Below are 18,574 nucleotides of genomic sequence, written 5' to 3'. Positions count from 1 at the left end.
GCTCGGCGGAGCTGGGCGGAGCGGGCCGGACCGCCGCCGGAGGGGTCCGGCGGCCGGCGCCGCGGTGCGGCGGGGCCGGCCCGCCGCGGGGCGTGCGTCAGGCGCCGATGAGCTTGGCGAACTTCTCCTCGTACGCCGTCTCTTCCTCGCTGGTGAGCGAGCGGAAGGCGTGGGCCTTGGCGGCCATCGCCTTGTCCGGGACGATCAGGGGGTTGTCCGCGAGCGCCGGGTCGATCTTGGCCAGCTCGTCCTTGACGCCCTCGACCGGGCAGACGTAGCTGATGTACGCGGCCAGCTGTGCGGCGATCTCGGGCTCGTAGTAGAAGTCGATGAGCTTCTCCGCGTTGGCCTTGTGCCGGGCCTTCGCGGGGACCAGCAGGTTGTCGCTGGAGGTGATGTAGCCGGGGGCGGGGATGGCGTACTTGATGTCCGGGTTGCCGGCCTGGAGCTGGATGACGTCACCGGCCCACGCGAGGCAGGCGGCGATGTCGCCCTTGTCGAGGTCCGAGGTGTAGTCGTTGCCGGTGAAGCGGCGGATCTGGTTCTTGTCCACGCCCTTCTGGAGCCGGCCGATGGCCTCGTCGAAGTCGGCGGTGGTGAAGGTGGCCGGGTCCTTGCCCTGGTCGAGCAGGGTCATGCCGACGCTGTCGCGCATCTCGGTGAGGAAGCCGACGCGGCCCTTGAGGGAGGGGTCGTCGAGCAGCTGGGTGACGGAGTCGACCTTCTTGCCGCCGGTCGCCTTCTCGTTGTAGGCGATGACGGTGTCGATGCCGGTCCAGGGGTAGCTGTAGGACCGCCCCGGGTCCCAGTCGGGGGTGCGGAACTGCGGGATCAGGTTGGCGTAGGCGTGCGGGAGGTGCGCGGGGTCCAGCTTCTGCGCCCAGCCGAGGCGGATGATGCGGGCGGCGAGCCAGTCGGTGACCACGATCAGGTCGCGGCCGGTGTCCTGGCCGGCCGCGAGCTGGGGGCGGATCTTGCCGAAGAACTCGACGTTGTCGTTGATGTCCTCGGTGTACTTGACCTTGATGCCGGTCCGCTTGGTGAACTCCTCCAGCGTGGGACGGCTCTTCTCGTCCTCGCTGGTGTCCATGTACTCGGTCCAGTTGGAGAAGTTGATCTCCTTCTCCCGGTCCGAGTGGTCGTCGGAGGCCACTGCCGCGTCGCCCTCGCGTTTGGCGGGCGGGATCCCGCACCCGGCGAGGGCGGACAGCCCTCCCAGGGTGAGCGCTCCGACTCCGGAGGCGCGCAGCAGCGAGCGGCGGGTGAGGGCGCCGCGCCCGCTGTCAAGGCTGCGCCGCATCGCGGCGAGTTGCGCCGCCGAGAGGCGGTCGGGCTCGAACTGCTCCATGCGCTGTGCCCTTTCGGGAGGTGTACCGCTGGTCAGGCGGTGGGCCCACGCGGCGTCGGCCGCGGATGGTTACGGACGGTCCCCGAAGATCGTGCGGTGCCAGTCCTTCTCGGCTACCGCCGTGTTGTCGTACATCACGTGCTTGACCTGCGTGTACTCCTCGAAGGAGTAGGTCGACATGTCCTTTCCGAAGCCGCTGGCCTTGTAGCCCCCGTGGGGCATCTCGCTGATGATCGGAATGTGGTCGTTGATCCAGACGCAGCCCGCCTTGATCTCGCGGGTGGCCCGGTTCGCCCGGTAGAGGTCACGGCTCCAGGCGGAGGCCGCGAGTCCGTACGGGGTGTCGTTGGCCAGCGCGAGGCCCTCGTCGTCGGTGTCGAAGGGCAGGACGACGAGGACCGGGCCGAAGATCTCGGACTGGACCACCTCGCTGTCCTGGGCGGCGCCGGTGATGAGGGTGGGCCGGTAGTACGCGCCCCCGGCCAGGTCCCCGGCCGGGGTCTCGCCGCCGGTGACGACGCTGGCGTACGCGCGGGCGCGCTCGACGAAGGCGGCGACCCGGTCGCGCTGGGCGTGCGAGACCAGGGGGCCCAGGTCGGTCGTGGGCGCGAAGGGGTCGCCGAGGCGGACGCCCTCCATCAGCTCGGCCACCCGGGAGACGAAGGCGTCGTGCAGGGGGCGCTGGACGTAGGCGCGGGTGGCGGCCGTGCAGTCCTGGCCGGTGTTGATGAGGGAGGCGGCGACGGCGCCGTGGGCCGCGGCCTCCAGATCGGCGTCGTCGAAGACCAGGAAGGGGGCCTTGCCGCCGAGCTCCAGGTGGAGCCGCTTGACGGTGGCGGTGGCGATCTCGGCGACCCGCTTGCCGACGGCGGTCGAACCGGTGAAGGAGGTCATCACCACGTCGGGGTGGCCCACCAGGTGCTCTCCGGCTTCGCGGCCGGCGCCGGTGACGATGTTGATCACGCCGTCGGGCAGGCCCGCGTCCTTGGCCGCCTGCGCGAACATCAGGGAGGTCAGCGGGGTGAGCTCGGCGGGCTTGAGGACGATGGTGTTGCCCGCGGCGATCGCCGGGAGGATCTTCCAGGCGGCCATCTGGAGCGGGTAGTTCCAGGGCGCGATCGAGCCGACGACCCCGATGGCCTCACGGCGTACGTACGAGGTGTGGTCGCCCGAGTACTCGGCGGCCGCCTGCCCTTGGAGGTGCCGGGCCGCGCCCGCGAAGAAGGCGGTGTTGTCGATGGTCCCCGGTACGTCGAACTCCGTGGACAGCTTGATCGGCTTGCCGCACTGGAGGGACTCGGCGTACGCGAAGTCCTCCGCCTGCTCGGCCAGGACGGCCGCCAGCCGGTGCAGGGCGTCCGAACGCTCGCCGGGGGTGGCGCCGGACCAGCCGGGGAAGGCACGCTTGGCGGCGGCGACGGCCTCGTCCACGTCCGCGGTGCTCGCGAGCTCGTAGGTGAGGACCTCGTCTCCGGTGGCCGGATCGACCACCGTGTGTGACCGTCCGGAGGTGCCGGACCTCAGTTGCCCGTCGATGTACTGCGCGCCGTCCGCGAAGCGGTCTTTGACCTGGAAGCGGTTGCCCATAACGCTCTCACGCTCTCCGTAGCTACAGTTCGAGCTACAGCTCGAATTGAGTGCCGATCCTGGCAGAGGTGATGCCCTCGGCCAAGTGATTCCGTTGTTGCCTTTTGATTACGCGACGGAATCGGTCGACCATGTGTCGAGGCACACCGAAAATCCCGTACGAAGTGTCAGTGGCGACTGCCAGACTCGCGTGCATGGAGATGATGGACGAACTGATCAAGCAGGTCAGCCGCGGTGAACGGGTGAAGTACCTGCCGTTCTGGGGGCACCGCCCGCAGCCGGACGGAAGGCTCGGTCCGAGCTGCCTGAGCCAGTGGTGGCCCGCTTCCTTCACTGTCGGTGACGTCCGTTATGCGACCGCGGAACACTGGATGATGGCCGGCAAGGCCCGGCTCTTCGGCGACGCCGAAGCGGAGCGGGCCGCCGTGGAGGCGAAGAGCCCGGCGGAGGCGAAGAAGGTCGGGCGGCTCGTGCGCGGCTTCGACGACGCGATATGGGTGCGGGAGCGCTTCGCCCTGGTGGTGGAGGGCAGCGTGCACAAGTTCGGCTCCGACCCGGCGCTGCGCGGGTACCTGCTGGGCACCGGGAGCCGGGTGCTGGTGGAGGCGAGCCCGATGGACCGGATCTGGGGCATCGGGCTGGCGGCCGACGACGAGCGCGCCCTGGACCCGGCGCGCTGGCGGGGGCTGAACCTGCTGGGCTTCGCCCTGATGGAGGCCCGCGAGCGGCTGCGCGAGGCGGACGGCGCGGGTCCGGCGTAAATGCGTGGCGGCGGCCCGGACGGGCCGCCTAACGTGATCAGCGTCCAGGTGCGAAGGCGAGACCTACTTCGACTGCCGCGGGTTCGAATCCCGCCGCCGGCTCCGGCCGGTGTAGCTCAGCTGGTAGAGCACCGCATGGTTGCGTCGGCTCCGATCTCTGGACACCCATGTCACGCACCTCCCGGTGCGCGGGCTGCGGCTCCTTCTTTTGCAAAGACACCCAGGCCGCCGCCACCTTGATCTCGGGAGGCACGCGTGGGGGACGCCCGGTGCGCAGGCGACGGTTACTTCCGGGACCCGGAGGTCGTGGGTTCGAATCCCACCCGGCTCGTCACCCGCGAGGGAACGGGCCGGTGGAGCAGTCAGGCAGCTCGTCGGGCATATGGTCCGCCGCCGACTCCCGATCTCGGGCATCCCTCACGCAACGCCTCCCCCGCTTCCATCGAATTCGGGGGGATTCTCATGGCTCGTTTCAACCTGCGCGCGTCCAAGTCGGCGCCTCTCTCGCCCGTTTCGCCGGTGCGCTCCACCGGCCCCGCCCGTACCGCTCAGGGCGGCCCGGGCCACCTGCGCGACCCGCGCTCCGAGCTGTTCCTGCTCGCCGTCGCCAACCTCGTGACGCAGCGGACCGCGTACGAGAGCGGCGAGGAGCGTGACGACCGGTTCGCGGCGCTCGTGCGGACCCTCGCCGCCCGGGATCCCCTCTGGACCGCCGGTCTGCTGGGCTGGCTCCGCGGGGAGGCGAACATGCGGACCGCCTCGCTCGTCGGCGCCGCCGAGTACGTGAAGGCACGGCTCGACGCGGGCGTCACCGAAGGGCCTTCGAACCGTCAGGTGGTCGACTCCGTACTGCGGCGTGCGGACGAGCCCGGTGAGTTGCTGGCCTACTGGACGGCGACGTACGGACGCAACGTGCCCAAGCCCGTCAAGCGCGGAATCGCCGACGCGGTACGCCGGCTCTACTCCGCCACCTCGCTCCTGAAGTACGACACCGACTCCAAGGCCTACCGCTTCGGCGACGTCCTCAACCTCGTGCACGCCTCGCCCGACCCGGCCAAGCCCTGGCAGGGCGAGCTGTTCCGCCACGCCCTCGACCGCAGGCACAACCCGCAGGACGCGCGGGTCCCGGCGGGCAACCGCACCCTGGTCGCCCACCGGGCTCTGATGGAGCTGCCGGTCGCCGAACGACGCGCCGTGGTCCTCGCCCCGGACGGCGCCGAGCGGCTCGCTGCGGCGGGCATGACCTGGGAGTCGCTGGCCGGTTGGCTGCAGGGGCCGATGGACTCGGACGCATGGGAGGCGGTCATCCCGTCCATGGGTGCGATGGCGCTGCTGCGCAACCTGCGGAACTTCGACCGGGCCGGGGTCTCGGACACGGTGGCCGCTCAGGTCGCGGCGAGGATCTGCGACCCGGAGGCCGTCGCCCGGTCCCGGCAGTTCCCCTTCCGCTATCTGGCCGCCTATCAGCACGCCTCCTCGCTGCGCTGGTCGTACCCGCTGGAGCAGGCGCTCGGCCACTCGCTGGCCAACGTACCGGCGCTGGCGGGCCGGACCCTGGTCCTCGTCGACCGGTCCGGGTCGATGTGGTCGCCGCTGTCGGACCGCTCCGAGCTCAACCGGGCGGACGCCGCGGCCGTTTTCGCAGCGGCGCTGGCGCTGCGGGCCGAGCAGGCCGACCTGGTTCAGTTCGGCACGACCAGCGAGGCGGTCCCGTACCGGCGCGGCGAGTCCGTGCTGAAGGTGCTGGACCGGTTCGGGCAGCTCGGCGGGACCTACACGGCCAAGGCGGTGAAGGAGCACTACGACGGCCACGACCGGGTGCTGATCGTCACCGACGAGCAGGCCGCCTCGTACCGCCTCGGCGGCGATCCGACGGCCGAGGTGCCGGACGCGGTTCCGGTCTACACCTGGAACCTGGCCGGCTACCGGGTGGGGCACGCGCCCTCCGGTTCCGCGAACCGGCACGCCTTCGGCGGGCTCACGGACGGGGCCTTCCGGATGGTGTCCCTGATCGAGGCGGGCCGGGACGCCGACTGGCCCTGGGCTTCCTGAGGCGGCCGGGTCAGACCTTCTCGCGCACCTGCGAGTTGTCGTACGGGCTGTCGTAGTGCGAGTCCTCTTCGGCATCCCGGTCCATGAAGCCGATGAACATGAGCGCGATCATCAGGGCGCCCAGCACGATGCCGACCGCGCCCAGGATGATGCCGGCGAGCGCCATCCCGCCGTTGTCGGCCTCGCCGCGGCGGGCCTTGCCCCGGCCCAGGGCGCCGAAGACGACCGCGGCTATCCCGAGCACCACGGCGAAAAAGCTGGTGATGCAGCCGATGACCGCGAGTATCCCGAGGACGAGCGCGGTGATGCCGAAGCCGTTGCTGCGCTGCGCCCCGTAGGGCAGCGGGTATCCGCCCTGGCCCGGGTGTCCCGGATAGCCCGGGTAACCGGGATACCCCGGGTGGCCGGTCTGGGCGGGGTATCCGGCGTCGCCGGGGTATCCGTAGCCCGGCTGGGCCGGATACCCGTACGCCGCGGACGCGGGCGGGCCGGTCATCGGGGGCGGAGTCGGCGTCGCCGTCTGCGCCGGAGCCGGTGCGGACGGGGGGAACTGGTCGCCGGGCATCCCGGCGAGGGTCGGCTGGTCGTGTACGGACGGCGGGCCCGACACGCCCGGCGAGCCCGGCACCCCCTGCTGCTTGCCCAGCTCGACCGCCGGCCGCTCCGGCGGCGCCCACGGGTCTCTCGGCTCGGGACTGCTGTCGGTCATACGGCGCCCCCCTCTCGTACAGCCATGCTAAGCGCTGCCACCGACAGTCACGGGCGTGCCTACGATGAATCCCGTCCTGCCCGCACCCGCGTCCTCCCGGAGGCACCCCCATGACCGACCTGCACCCCTTCATCGCGGGGCTGCCCAAGGCCGAACTCCACGTCCACCACGTCGGCTCGGCATCCCCGCGCATCGTGGCCGAGCTCGCCTCCCGGCACCCCGACTCGAAGGTCCCCACCGACCCCGAGGCCCTCGCCGACTACTTCACCTTCACCGACTTCGCCCACTTCATCGAGGTCTACCTGTCGGTGGTCGACCTGGTCCGCACCCCGGACGACGTGCGCACCCTCACCTTCGAGGTCGCCCGCGACATGGCCCGGCAGAACATCCGCTACGCCGAGCTGACCATCACCCCGTACTCCTCCACCCGTCGCGGCATCGACGAGAAGGCCTTCATGGAGGCCATCGAGGACGCCCGCCGGGCCGCCGAGGCCGAACTCGGCGTCATCCTGCGCTGGTGCTTCGACATTCCCGGCGAGGCCGGCCTGGAGGCCGCCGCCGAGACCGCCCGGCTCGCCGTCGACCTGCACCCCGAGGGCCTGGTCTCCTTCGGCCTCGGCGGTCCCGAGATCGGTGTCCCGCGCCCGCAGTTCAAGCCGTACTTCGACGCCGCCCGCGCCGCCGGTCTGCGCAGCGTCCCGCACGCCGGCGAGACCACCGGCCCGGAGACGATCTGGGACGCCATCCGTGAGCTCGGCGCCGAGCGCATCGGCCACGGCACCAGCGCGACCCAGGACCCGGAGCTGCTCGCGTACCTCGCCGAGCACCGCATCGCGCTGGAGGTCTGCCCGACCTCCAACATCGCGACCCGCGCGGTGACCGACCTCGACCGGCACCCGGTCAAGGAGATGGTCGCGGCGGGCGTGCTCGTCACCATCAACAGCGACGACCCGCCGATGTTCGGCTCCGACCTCAACAACGAGTACGCGGTGGCCGCCCGCCTCCTCGACCTCGACGAGCGCGGGCTCGCGCAGCTCGCCAAGAACGCCGTCGAGGCCTCCTTCCTGGACCCGGCCGGCAAGGCGAAGCTGACCGCGGAGATCGACGCCTACACCGCCGAATGGCTCGCGCGCTGACGCGTCCCCGGCAACTGCGGGCCCGACAATGGGCACATGAGCACTCTGACTGCCGTCGGCCACCGCGGCGATCCCTACCGTGTCCGTGAGAACACCCTGGCCTCGATCCGCTCCGCCTTCGCGCGCGGGGCGGACGCCGTCGAGATCGACGTACGGCTGACCAGGGACGGAGTGCCGGTGCTCCTCCACGACGAAACGCTCCAGCGGCTGTGGGGCCACGATGTCCGCCTCGACGACGTCACGGCCCCGCAGCTGAAGGCGCTGACGCTGGGCGGGGTTCCGACGCTGCGCGACGCCCTGACGGCCGCCGGGCCGGGCCGGCTGATGCTCGACCTGCCCGGCGCCACCCCCGAGGCGGTGCGCATCGTCGTGGGCGAGGTCCGCGACTGCGGGGCGCGCGAGCGGACGTACTACTGCGCGGGGCCGAACACGATGCTGGCGGTCCGCGCCGCCGATCCGGGCGCGGAGATCGCGCTGACCTGGACCTCGCTGTGTCCGCCGCGGCGGACACTGATCGACGCCGTGGCACCGCGCTGGCTCAACTACCGCTTCGGAGTGGTGAGCCGGGACCTGGTGGACGCGCTCCACCGGGAAGGGCTGCTGGTGTCGGCCTGGACCGCGGACACCCGGCGGACGATGAAGAGCCTCGTTGCGGCGGGGGTCGACGCGATCACCACGAACCGGCTGGACGCGCTGACGGCCGTACGGGCCGGGCTCGGGCGGTGATACGGGCCTTCGGCGAGCGGGTCCGCACCGCGGATGCCCGTCTGCAGGACCGGGGGCTGACCCTGTTGGTGCAGGCGGCCGCCGGCGTCACGCGGGCATGGCCTCAAGGCGCTTGATCATGCGGTGGAGGACCAGCAGGGGGATCACGCCGAAGACGCCGAACGACATGTCGATGACGCTCCACCAGAAGGGGATGCCCCGGATCGGGCCGCATATCAGGGCCAGCGGTATCACTCCGGCGCAGGCGATCATGCCGGCTTCGACGATCCAGATGTTGCGTACCGGGTCGCGGTGGACCCCGTAGAAGAAGACGGCGATGACGAGGTGGGCGAAGGCGAGCCAGTCGGTTCCGTAGAGGAGGAAGGGGTAGTCGGCGTCGGCCCGCTCCAGTCCGTCGCCCACCCGTCGCAGCCACTCGTGGTCGACCAGGGCGTTGGCCCAACGAAGCTCACTGACCAGGGGGAAGGCCGTGAGACCGCTGAGCACCAGGCAGATCAGGAACAGGGTCAACCAGGCACGGATACGCCGCTGAAGGGCGCTTCTCTCGCTCATGGAAGGAAGCCTACGCCCATTTCTGAACACGTTCAGCCAATTTGCTGAACGTGTTCAATACTCGCCTCCCGCCGTCCCGTCAGAGGCCGACGATCGCGTTCCAGCGCCTGGCGAGGGACCGGCGCTCGGCCGAGGAGATGTCCCGGGCCACGACCAGCCGCTTGCGCATGTCGTCGTCCGGGAAGATCAGGGGGTTCTCGGCGAGTTCGGCGGTCTCCTGGTCACCGGAGGCGGCCAGGACCTCGCGGGCGGCCGGGACGGGGCAGACGTAGTTGACGGAGGCGGCGAGCGAGGCGGCCACCTCGGGCGCGTAGTAGTGGTCGATGAGGGCCTCGGCATTGGCCTTGTGCCGGGCCAGGTTGGGGACGAGCAGGCTCTCGGCCCAGAGTTCGGCCCCTTCTTCCGGGACGACGAACTCGATGTCGGGGTTGTCGGCCTGGAGCTGGATGGCGTCACCGGAGTAGGCCTGGCAGGCGAGGACATCGCCCTTGCTCAGATCGGAGGTGTAGTCGTTGCCGGTGAAGCGGCGGATGTGCTTCTTCTTCACCATGCTCTCGACCTGGTCGCACATCCGGTGGAAGTCGGACTCGGTCCAGCGGGTGACGTCCACGCCGTCGCCCTGCATGAGCAGCGCGAAGGACTCGTCGAGCCCGGAGAAGAGGGTGACCTTGCCCGCCAGGTCCGGCTGCCACAGGTCCTTGACCGACCTGATCTCCCGGCCGAGGGCTTTGCGGTTGTAGGCGATGCCGGTGATCCCCGACTGCCAGGGGACGGTGTGCAGCCGGCCCTCGTCGAAGGCGGGGGAACGCAGTTGCGGGTCGAGGTGCCGGGCCACGTTGGGCTGGGCCGACCGGTCCAGCTTCTGGGCCCAGCCCAGGTGGACGAAGCGGGCGGCCATCCAGTCGCTGACCACGATCAGGTCGTGGCCGGTCTCCTGGCGGTTCATCAGGGCCGGGCTGACCTTGCCGAAGAACTCGTCGTTGTCGTTGATCTCCTCGGTGTACCGGACCTCGATGCCGGTGCGCTCCGAGAAGGCGTCCAGCGTCGGGCGGCGCTCCTCGTCCTCCTCGTCGGTGTCGATGTACAGCGGCCAGTTGGAGAACGTGACACTGCGGTCCCGCTCGGAACGGTCGGGTCCCCCGCGCCCTTCCTCCGGGACGTAGGCGGCGGGCACGCCGCAGCCGGCGAGGGCGGCCGTGAGGCCCGCGGCACCGAGGCCGTACAGCGCGGAACGGCGGGAGAAGGCGAGTTCGGGCATGGGCACAGCCTCGGCGAACGCGAGGGGGCGGGCAATAGACATGTTGTCTACTGCCCGCCCCGTCAACGCTGTGCTGTGATCGATGCGGCCGGTCAGCCGTCGAGCGAGGTCATCACGTGCTTGATGCGCGTGTAGTCCTCGAAGCCGTAGGCGGAGAGGTCCTTGCCGTAGCCGGACTTCTTGAAGCCGCCGTGCGGCATCTCGGCGACGAGCGGGATGTGGGTGTTGATCCACACGCAGCCGAAGTCGAGGTTCTTGGACATCCGCATCGCACGGCCGTGGTCCTTGGTCCACACGGAGGAGGCGAGGGCGAACTCGACGCCGTTCGCGTACTCCAGGGCCTGGCCCTCGCTCGCGAAGGACTGGACGGTGATGACGGGGCCGAAGACCTCGTTCTGGATGATCTCGTCGTCCTGCTTGAGGCCGGAGACCACGGTCGGGGCGTAGAAGTAGCCCCTCTCGCCGACCTGGTGGCCACCCGCCTCGACCTTGGCGTGGGCGGGGAGGCGCTCGATGAAGCCCGCGACCTGCTTGAGCTGGTTCGGGTTGTTCAGCGGGCCGTACAGCACGTCCTCGTCGTCCGGCTGGCCGGTCTTGGTGTCGGAGGCGGCCTTGGCGAGCGCGGCCACGAACTCGTCGTGGATCGACTCGTGCACGAGCACGCGGGTGGCGGCCGTGCAGTCCTGGCCGGCGTTGAAGTAGCCGGCGACCGCGATGTCCTCGACGGCCTTGGCGATGTCGGCGTCCTCGAAGACCACGACCGGGGCCTTGCCGCCGAGCTCCAGGTGGACGCGCTTGACGTCCTTGGAGGCGCTCTCGGCGACCTGCATGCCCGCACGCACCGAGCCGGTGATGGAGGCCATCGCCGGGGTGGAGTGCTCGACCATGGCCTTGCCGGTCTCACGGTCACCGCAGACGACGTTGAACACGCCCTTGGGCAGCACCGAGTCGATGATCTCCGCCATCAGGACGGTGGAGGCCGGGGTGGTGTCCGACGGCTTGAGCACGACCGTGTTGCCCGCCGCGATCGCCGGGGCGAACTTCCACACGGCCATCATCATCGGGTAGTTCCACGGCGCGACCTGGGCACAGACACCGACCGGCTCACGGCGGATGATCGAGGTCATCCCCTCCATGTACTCGCCGGCCGAACGGCCCTCCAGGAGCCGTGCGGCACCCGCGAAGAAGCGGATCTGGTCCACCATCGGGGGCAGCTCCTCGCTGGCCGTGAGAGCCAGCGGCTTGCCGGTGTTCTCCGACTCGGCGGCGACGAGCTCGTCCGCACGCGCCTCGAAGGCGTCCGCGATCTTCAGCAGGGCCTTCTGGCGCTCCGCGGGGGTGGTGTCACGCCAGCCCGGGAAGGCGGCCGCGGCAGCGGCCATGGCGGCATCCACATCGGCCTGGCCCGAGAGCGGGGCGGTGGCGTACACCTCGCCGGTGGCCGGGTTGACCACCTCGGTGGTCCGCCCGTCGGCGGCGTCCTTGAACTCCCCGCCGATGTAGTTGCGCAGACGACGCAGTTCGGTGGTCACTACAGCCACACTCCTGATCACATGTCCAACGATTGAGACGTTTACCAAAGCCTAGCCCCTCGGCGGAGGCTTTCGACAGACCCGGACGCCACCACCTACGAAATCAGTGAGATCCGAGTTGCCAAACAACGGATTTCATCGATTACGCCTTGCGGAACAGACGACCCTCGTGCAGAGTGAGGTCGTGGTCAGTCGAAGCGCAGATTCCAGGAACAGACAACCGTCCCCTTCGGTCGATGCTGTGTCCCTGGCGATCATCGAGCAACTGCAGGAGGACGGTCGCCGTCCCTATGCGTCGATCGGCAAGGCCGTGGGCCTCTCCGAGGCGGCCGTGCGTCAGCGGGTGCAGAAACTGCTCGACCAGGGCGTCATGCAGATCGTCGCCGTCACCGACCCGCTCACCGTGGGCCTGCGACGGCAGGCCATGGTCGGCATCAACGTCGAGGGCGACCTCGACCCGGTGGCCGACGCGCTGACCGCCATGGCCGAGTGCGAGTACGTGGTCATGACCGCGGGGTCGTTCGACCTGATGGTGGAAATCGTCTGCGAGGACGACGACCACCTGCTCGAAACGATCAACAAGAAGATCCGCACGCTCCCCGGCGTGCGATCAACCGAAAGCTTCGTTTACCTGAAGCTGAAGAAGCAGACCTACATGTGGGGAACCCGATAACCGTGAGCCAGGACCTCTCCAAGACCGCGTACGACCACTTGTGGATGCACTTCACCCGCATGTCGTCCTACGAGAACTCCCCCGTCCCCACCATCGTCCGGGGCGAGGGCACCTATATCTGGGACGACAAGGGCAAGCGCTACCTCGACGGTCTCGCCGGACTGTTCGTGGTCAACGCCGGTCACGGCCGCAAGGAACTGGCCGAGGTCGCGTACAAGCAGGCCCAGGAACTCGCGTTCTTCCCCATCTGGTCGTACGCCCACCCCAAGGCCGTCGAGCTCGCCGAGCGCCTCGCCGACTACGCCCCGGGCGACCTGAACAAGGTCTTCTTCACGACCGGTGGCGGCGAGGCCGTCGAGACCGCCTGGAAGCTCGCCAAGCAGTTCTACAAGCTGCAGGGCAAGCACACCAAGTACAAGGTCATCTCGCGTGCGGTGGCCTACCACGGCACCCCGCAGGGCGCCCTGTCCATCACGGGCCTGCCGGCCCTCAAGGCCCCCTTCGAGCCGCTGGTCCCCGGCGCGCACAAGGTGCCGAACACCAACATCTACCGCGCCCCGATCTACGGCGACGACCCGGAGGCGTTCGGCCGCTGGTGCGCCGACCAGATCGAGCAGGAGATCCTGTTCGAGGGTGCCGACACCGTCGCCGCCGTCTTCCTGGAGCCGGTGCAGAACGCCGGTGGCTGCTTCCCGCCGCCGCCCGGGTACTTCCAGCGGGTCCGCGAGATCTGCGACGAGTACGACGTGCTCCTCGTCTCCGACGAGACGATCTGCGCCTTCGGCCGCCTCGGCACGATGTTCGCCTGCGACAAGTTCGGCTACGTGCCGGACATGATCACCTGCGCGAAGGGCATGACCTCGGGCTACTCCCCGATCGGCGCCTGCATCGTCTCGGACCGCATCGCCGAGCCGTTCTACAAGGGTGACAACACCTTCCTGCACGGCTACACCTTCGGCGGACACCCGGTGTCCTCCGCGGTGGCGCTGGCCAACCTCGACATCTTCGACAAGGAAGGCCTCAACCAGCACGTGCTGGACAACGAGGACGCCTTCTTCTCGACGCTGAAGAAGCTGCACGACCTGCCGATCGTCGGCGACGTACGCGGCAACGGGTACTTCTACGGCATCGAGCTCGTCAAGGACAAGGTCACCAAGGAATCCTTCACGGACGAGGAGACGGAGCGCGTGCTCTACGGCTTCCTCTCCAAGGCCCTCTTCGAGAACGGCCTGTACTGCCGGGCCGACGACCGCGGCGACCCGGTCATCCAGCTCGCGCCGCCGCTGATCGCCGACCAGGGCACCTTCGACGAGATCGAGGGAATCCTGCGCACGGTGCTCACCGAGGCATGGACCAAGCTGTAACCGGGCCTTAGACCGCCCGAGCCGCTGTAGTCCAACCACACGGCCCGGATCCCCCGTTCGAGTGAGAACGCGGGGGTCCGGGCCGTGTGCTGTCACCATCCAAGCGGTTCATCTCTTTACATCTCAGTGCGGCGCCAGTGACTTCGAACGGCTCCGCTTCGTTCCCTCGGACGGAGGTGTACGCCATGGTGGCTCCACCCGACATTGCCCCGCCTGACAATGACGTCCTGTGGGCTCGGTCCCTTCACTACTCCCACGACAGATCCCCCGCCCTCGTCGAGATCTCCGTCGGAGTCCGCCAGGGTGAGATCCTCGCCCTGACCGGTCCCCGCGGCAGCGGCAAGACCACCCTGCTCCGCTGCCTGTCCGGGCAACTGCGGCCCCAGCAGGGCGAGATCTGGTTCAACAGCCTCCCCGTCCACACCATGGGCACGCTCGTCCGCGAACGGCTGCGCCGCGACCGGTTCGGCTGGATCGGCCACGAGCCCCAGCTGCTGCCCGAGCTCAAGGCCTGGGAGAACGCGGCCCTGCCCCTGCTGCTCGCCGGAGCCTCCCACCGCACCGCCCGCAAGGCCGCCTGCGAATGGCTGGACCGCCTCGACATCGCCGGCTCCGCCCGCAAGCGCCCCGGCGCCCTCGCCCGCTCCGAGTGCCAGCGGGTCGCACTCGCCCGGGCCCTGGTCAACGAGCCCGCGGTGATCTTCGCCGACGAGCCCACGGCCCCGCTGCACCGCACCGAGCGGGCCCTGCTGCTCCGTACGCTGACCACCGCGGCCCGCTCCCACGGCATCACCGTGCTGCTGGCCACCCACGACGAGGCCACCGCGGCCGCCGCGGACCGGCGGATCGCCCTGCTCGACGGCCGCCTCGCGGGGGCCGCGGCCGCCGCCTCCCCCGTCGCCGACACCACGGAGGACCAGGCCGCGTGCTCGCTCTCCGCCTAGCCCGCGGTTCCCGGCCGCTCGTCCAGCTGCGGCGGCTCCTCGTCGCCGCAGCCTCGACCGGAACCGGGTTCCTCCTCCTCTATGTACTCGCCGGTGCCGTGGCCCAGCCCGCCGGATCGTTCCCTCGCCTGCTGTGGGCCCTGATCCCGCTCGCCGTCACCGTCCACTTCGCCGTCGTCGTGGCCCGGGCCGACCCCGCGACCCAGCCCCGCGAGGGACTGGACGCCGTCGGGCTGGGCCCCGTCCGGCTCATGCTGGCCGCCGCCATCTCCACCGCCGTCGCCTGCGCCCTCGGCAGCGCCCTGGCCCTGGCCGTCTTCCTCCACCTGCGCGGGGAACTGGCCGGGCTGCCGTTCGACGGGGCCGGGACCGGGCTGCTCCACGCCGACCTGCCGCTGCCGGTGGCGGGCGCCCTGACCCTGCTGGCCCTGATCCCGGTGACCGCCGCGGCCGCCACGGCCCTCGCGCTGCGCCCGCACCCGCCGCGGGCCCCCCAGACCGGACTGCCCTGGGGCATCGCGCTGACCGCTTGCGGCCTCGCGGCCTCGGCCTACGCGGGCCGGGACGGCGCCGGAACGCTCGTCGGCTGGTCGCTGACCGCGGTCGGGCTCGCCCTGGCCGGACCGGGGCTCGCCTACGCCTGCGGGAGCCTGGTCCAGGCCGTGCGCCCGGGAGCGCTGCGGCTGCTGGCCGGGCGGACGCTCCAGGAGGAGGCTCCCCGGATCGGTCCACCGCTCGGCGTGCTCTGCTCGGTGGCCGCGGGCGCCCTGACCGCGTTCGCCCTGCGCGACCGCGGCGGACTGCCCGTCCCGCTGGGCCCGCTGACCTGGCCGGCCGTCACCCTGGTGACCCTGTGCGCCGCCGCGACCCTTCTCACATCCGTGGTGGAGGCCCGCCGGAGCCGGCTGCCCGGACGCACGGCCCTGCTCGACCTGGGCGCCCCGTCCAACGTCCTGCGCACCGCCGCGAGTCTGCGGGCCACCGCGCTCCTGGCCGTGTGCGTACCGCTCAGCTGGGGTGTGGCGCAGCTGACGTCGCTGGCATTGACCCGCTGACACGAGCAGCACTTAGGGTGGGCCGAATGGTCAACCCAGACATCGAGATCGAGACGCTCGCCGAATTCGACCAGGTCGTGGCACGCGGCTCGCTCAGCGGCTACCGGATCCAGTCGGTCAACCTGATGGAGCGGACCTTCGCGCTGCTCGCAGCCGACACCTCGGCGGCCGTGTTCCTGGGCTGTCCGATGGAGCCCGACGCGGCGGCGAAGGTCCGCGCCGACGGCGCGCTGGTCTTCCCGCCCGTGCCCGACCTGCCGTTCAACCCGTACCGGGGCCTGCTCTACACGCCGGAGGAGCTCTTCGCCGGGCTGGCCGACGGGTACGAGGGCACCCCGGACGCGGAGGCGTACGCCTGGTTCCAGGAGACGAAGGCGGACGGTGACGTCTTCTCCTCGATGCTCCGTGCCGTGCACGACGACGCCGTCTCCGACGCCCTCGACGAGCACCTCGCCGGTGTCCGGGTCGTCGGTGTGATGGGCGGCCACGCGATGGCCCGCGACGCGGCGGACTACCGCGGCGCCGCGGAGCTGGGCCGGGCGCTGACCCGGTCCGGGCTGACCGTGGCCACCGGTGGCGGCCCCGGCGCGATGGAGGCGGCCAACCTGGGCGCCTACGTGGCTCCGGCCCCGGACGAGGCCCTCGCGGAGGCCCTGGAGCTGCTGGCCAAGGCCCCCTCGTTCGCTCCGTCGGTGTCCGACTGGGCGCGCGCGGCCTTCGCCGTGCGCGAGCGTTTCCCGGTCGGCGGGGACTCGGTGGGCATCCCGACCTGGTTCTACGGACACGAGCCTCCGAACGCCTTCGCGGGTCACATAGCGAAGTACTTCGCGAACGCCACCCGCGAGGACGGGCTGCTGGCCCGCTCCAACGCGGGCGTGGTCTTCCTGCCCGGCGCGGCGGGCACCGTGCAGGAGATCTTCGACAACGCGACGCCGAACTACTACGAGTCCCGGGGCGAGCCGGCCCCGATGGTCCTGGTCGGCCGGACCCACTGGACCGAGCACCTTCCGGCCTGGCCCCTGCTGCGGGCGCTGGCGCGCGGGCGCGCGATGGAGTCGCGGATCGCGCTCGTCGATGCGGTGGACGAGGTCCCGGACGTACTCGCGTCGATGAGCTGAGCTCCGGAAGCAACTTCCCGGCCCGTTCTGACGTCTGGCAGAGGTACCGCAAAACCTGCCAGACGTGAACGGAGCCTTTGGTGCTCATAGGCCTGCTGACCGCTGTCGCGGCGTCCATCTGCTACGGCACGGGGTCCGTGCTGCAAGCCGTCGGATCGCGCCGTGCCGCACGCATGTCCCCGACCGCGGCCGGAGTGACCGCCCATGGCGGCCCCAATCTGTCGTCCACCGCGAAAGCGGCGATGACCTGGGAATTCATCGTCGGCACCATCCTCGACTTCGTGGGCTTCGGGCTCGGCGCCCTGGCCGCCCGGCTGCTCCCCCTCTTCCTCTCGCAGACGGTGATCAGCGCCAACCTGGTGATCACGGCCGTACTGAGCGTCAAGATGCTCGGTATCCGGCTGAGCCGGAAGGAATGGACCTCGATCGGTGTCGTGTGCACCGCGCTGGTGCTGCTCGCGACGGCTGCGGGCCACGAGGGCGGCCACCACGCGCCGATGTCCACGCACTGGTGGCTGCTGGGCATCACCCTGCTGCTGATGGTGGGCGGCACGGTGGCCGTGCGCCTCCTCGGCGGCGGCGCCGCGATCCTGGCGGGCCTGCTGTCGGGGCTCGGCTTCGGCGCGCTCGGCGTCGGCGTCCGGATCCTGAACGGCGTGGACCCGTTCGACCTCGGCACCTTCCTCACCGATCCGGCCCTCTACGCCATCCTGGTGGCGGGCATCGGCGGCATGTACCTGCACACGGTCGCCCTCCAGATCGGCTCGGTGAACGGCGCCACGGCCGCCCTGGTCGTCGGCGAGACGGTCCTCCCGGGCGCGATCGGCGTCCTGTGGCTCGGTGACGCCTCCCGCCCGGGCCTCGCCTGGCTCGCGGTCCTCGGCTTCGTCATGGCCGTCGCGGGAGCCGTGGCGGTCGCCTGGTACGGCAAGCACGAGGGGGCCGACGAGGGAGCCGCGGCCCCGGTGCCGGAGCCGGTCGGCTGACCCACCGGCCGGCCGGGCCCCTCACCCGGTCGGCCGTCCCCCGGTGGTGGCGCGGCGGTGTCTGCCGCTTGCTGGACCGGGGGAGAGAGTGAGGGGTTCGTGAGTCCCACGACCGATCGGCTCGACACGCCACGCGCGGCCGGGATGGCCGGAGTCGCCTTCGCCCTGCTGCTCGGGGCGGCGATCGTCCTGATGCGGATCGCCGTCCCGTCGGGCAACGCCGCCGACCTGCCCGTCGACCAGGACAAGCGCTGGGCGGTCCAAGTGGCACTGGAGATCGTGCCCTTCGCGGGCATCTTCTTCCTGTGGTTCATGGGCGCCCTGCGCGCACACACGGGCGCGGCCGAGGACCGGTTCATCGCCACCGTGTTCCTCGGCAGCGGATTCGTCTTCGTGGCCACCCTGTTCGCCTCCGCCGCGGCGGCGGGCACCGTGCTGAACGAGGGCACGCCCTCCGACTTCGGCCGCCACTACGCCTACACCCTCCTCGCGACGTACGCCATGCGGATGGCGGCCGTCTTCGTCCTCGCGACCTCGACCATCGGGCGGACGCTCGGCGTCTTCCCCAAGCCGCTGGCCCTGCTGGGCACCGTCGTCGGCCTGGTCCTGCTCGTGGTCGGTTCCGGAGTGCCCTGGTCCGAGCTGGTGTTCCCGGTCTGGGCCCTGATCCTCAGCCTGTACATCCTGCGCGTCCGGCGCGGCACCGCCCACCACCCTCCAACCCCCACCGAACCACCCTGACCTGGGCGTTCCTACTCCGGCAGGCGGCCTGT

The 18,574-nt window shown here is 70.6% G+C and carries 17 protein-coding genes; 11 read left to right on the top strand and 6 right to left on the bottom strand.

The annotated features are described in order from the left end of the window. Positions 1-97: 97 nt before the first annotated feature. Both DEJ51_RS24395 and DEJ51_RS24390 read right to left on the bottom strand, forming a co-directional pair. Positions 98-1,348: a spermidine/putrescine ABC transporter substrate-binding protein gene (locus tag DEJ51_RS24395; RefSeq protein WP_150259767.1), complete on the bottom strand. Its 1,251-nt coding sequence runs from the start codon at positions 1,346-1,348 to the stop codon at positions 98-100. A gap of 69 nt (positions 1,349-1,417) precedes the next feature. Next, entirely contained in the window at positions 1,418-2,935 is a 1,518-nt protein-coding gene (locus DEJ51_RS24390; protein WP_150259766.1) for a gamma-aminobutyraldehyde dehydrogenase, read from the bottom strand. 194 nt (positions 2,936-3,129) lie between these two features. Between DEJ51_RS24390 and DEJ51_RS24385 the strand changes: the two genes are divergently transcribed. Continuing rightward, a complete protein-coding gene (locus DEJ51_RS24385) occupies positions 3,130-3,696 on the top strand; it encodes an NADAR family protein (RefSeq protein WP_150259765.1) in 567 nt (188 codons plus the stop codon). 462 nt (positions 3,697-4,158) lie between these two features. Then, positions 4,159-5,748: a TROVE domain-containing protein gene (locus DEJ51_RS24380; RefSeq protein WP_150259764.1), complete on the top strand. Its 1,590-nt coding sequence runs from the start codon at positions 4,159-4,161 to the stop codon at positions 5,746-5,748. Between the two features lie 10 nt (positions 5,749-5,758). On the opposite strand, the gene DEJ51_RS35605 is transcribed toward DEJ51_RS24380, so the two are convergent. Continuing rightward, positions 5,759-6,457 (bottom strand): DUF4190 domain-containing protein, encoded by a 699-nt coding sequence (locus tag DEJ51_RS35605; RefSeq protein ID WP_263411713.1) that lies wholly within the window; start codon positions 6,455-6,457, stop codon positions 5,759-5,761. A 110-nt stretch (positions 6,458-6,567) separates the two neighbouring features. Here DEJ51_RS35605 and DEJ51_RS24370 point away from each other — a divergent pair, with 110 nt between their 5' ends. Both DEJ51_RS24370 and DEJ51_RS24365 read left to right on the top strand, forming a co-directional pair. Then, entirely contained in the window at positions 6,568-7,593 is a 1,026-nt protein-coding gene (locus DEJ51_RS24370; RefSeq protein ID WP_150259763.1) for an adenosine deaminase, read from the top strand. Between the two features lie 36 nt (positions 7,594-7,629). After that, positions 7,630-8,319, top strand: coding sequence for a glycerophosphodiester phosphodiesterase (locus DEJ51_RS24365; protein ID WP_150259762.1), 690 nt, complete (start codon positions 7,630-7,632; stop codon positions 8,317-8,319). An 87-nt stretch (positions 8,320-8,406) separates the two neighbouring features. On the opposite strand, the gene DEJ51_RS24360 is transcribed toward DEJ51_RS24365, so the two are convergent. The 3 genes from DEJ51_RS24360 to DEJ51_RS24350 form a co-directional block, all read right to left on the bottom strand. Then, complete coding sequence (locus DEJ51_RS24360; RefSeq protein WP_150259761.1) at positions 8,407-8,871, bottom strand: hypothetical protein; 465 nt, start codon at positions 8,869-8,871, stop codon at positions 8,407-8,409. A gap of 79 nt (positions 8,872-8,950) precedes the next feature. Next, the gene (locus DEJ51_RS24355) at positions 8,951-10,129 is read right to left on the bottom strand and encodes a spermidine/putrescine ABC transporter substrate-binding protein (RefSeq protein WP_150259760.1); all 1,179 of its coding nucleotides are present in this window, start codon (positions 10,127-10,129) and stop codon (positions 8,951-8,953) included. A 92-nt stretch (positions 10,130-10,221) separates the two neighbouring features. Beyond that, on the bottom strand, positions 10,222-11,661 hold the full coding sequence (locus DEJ51_RS24350) for a gamma-aminobutyraldehyde dehydrogenase (protein ID WP_150259759.1): 1,440 nt from the start codon (positions 11,659-11,661) through the stop codon (positions 10,222-10,224). Positions 11,662-11,830: 169 nt separating this feature from the next. Here DEJ51_RS24350 and DEJ51_RS24345 point away from each other — a divergent pair, with 169 nt between their 5' ends. The 7 genes from DEJ51_RS24345 (at position 11,831) to DEJ51_RS24315 (ending at position 18,542) form a co-directional block, all read left to right on the top strand. Next, positions 11,831-12,334 carry an Lrp/AsnC family transcriptional regulator gene (locus DEJ51_RS24345; protein WP_037686641.1) on the top strand — a complete coding sequence of 168 codons (504 nt, stop codon included), beginning with the start codon at positions 11,831-11,833 and terminating at the stop codon, positions 12,332-12,334. Beyond that, positions 12,319-13,698, top strand: coding sequence for an aspartate aminotransferase family protein (locus tag DEJ51_RS24340; RefSeq protein WP_190620599.1), 1,380 nt, complete (start codon positions 12,319-12,321; stop codon positions 13,696-13,698). The genes DEJ51_RS24345 and DEJ51_RS24340 overlap by 16 nt, the downstream gene beginning before the upstream one ends. Positions 13,699-13,883: 185 nt before the next feature. Beyond that, positions 13,884-14,642 carry an ABC transporter ATP-binding protein gene (locus DEJ51_RS24335; RefSeq protein ID WP_150259757.1) on the top strand — a complete coding sequence of 253 codons (759 nt, stop codon included), beginning with the start codon at positions 13,884-13,886 and terminating at the stop codon, positions 14,640-14,642. Then, a complete protein-coding gene (locus DEJ51_RS24330) occupies positions 14,624-15,697 on the top strand; it encodes a hypothetical protein (protein ID WP_150259756.1) in 1,074 nt (357 codons plus the stop codon). The genes DEJ51_RS24335 and DEJ51_RS24330 overlap by 19 nt, the downstream gene beginning before the upstream one ends. Before the next feature lie 26 nt (positions 15,698-15,723). After that, complete coding sequence (locus DEJ51_RS24325) at positions 15,724-16,815, top strand: LOG family protein (RefSeq protein ID WP_150259755.1); 1,092 nt, start codon at positions 15,724-15,726, stop codon at positions 16,813-16,815. Positions 16,816-16,895: 80 nt separating this feature from the next. Then, positions 16,896-17,801: a hypothetical protein gene (locus tag DEJ51_RS24320; protein WP_150259754.1), complete on the top strand. Its 906-nt coding sequence runs from the start codon at positions 16,896-16,898 to the stop codon at positions 17,799-17,801. 99 nt (positions 17,802-17,900) lie between these two features. Continuing rightward, entirely contained in the window at positions 17,901-18,542 is a 642-nt protein-coding gene (locus DEJ51_RS24315; protein ID WP_317852416.1) for a hypothetical protein, read from the top strand. Positions 18,543-18,574 lie beyond the last annotated feature (32 nt).

This window comes from Streptomyces venezuelae, from assembly GCF_008642275.1.
GTDB classification, from domain to species: domain Bacteria; phylum Actinomycetota; class Actinomycetes; order Streptomycetales; family Streptomycetaceae; genus Streptomyces; species Streptomyces venezuelae_E.
This window is presented reverse-complemented; position numbering and strand designations above follow the sequence as displayed.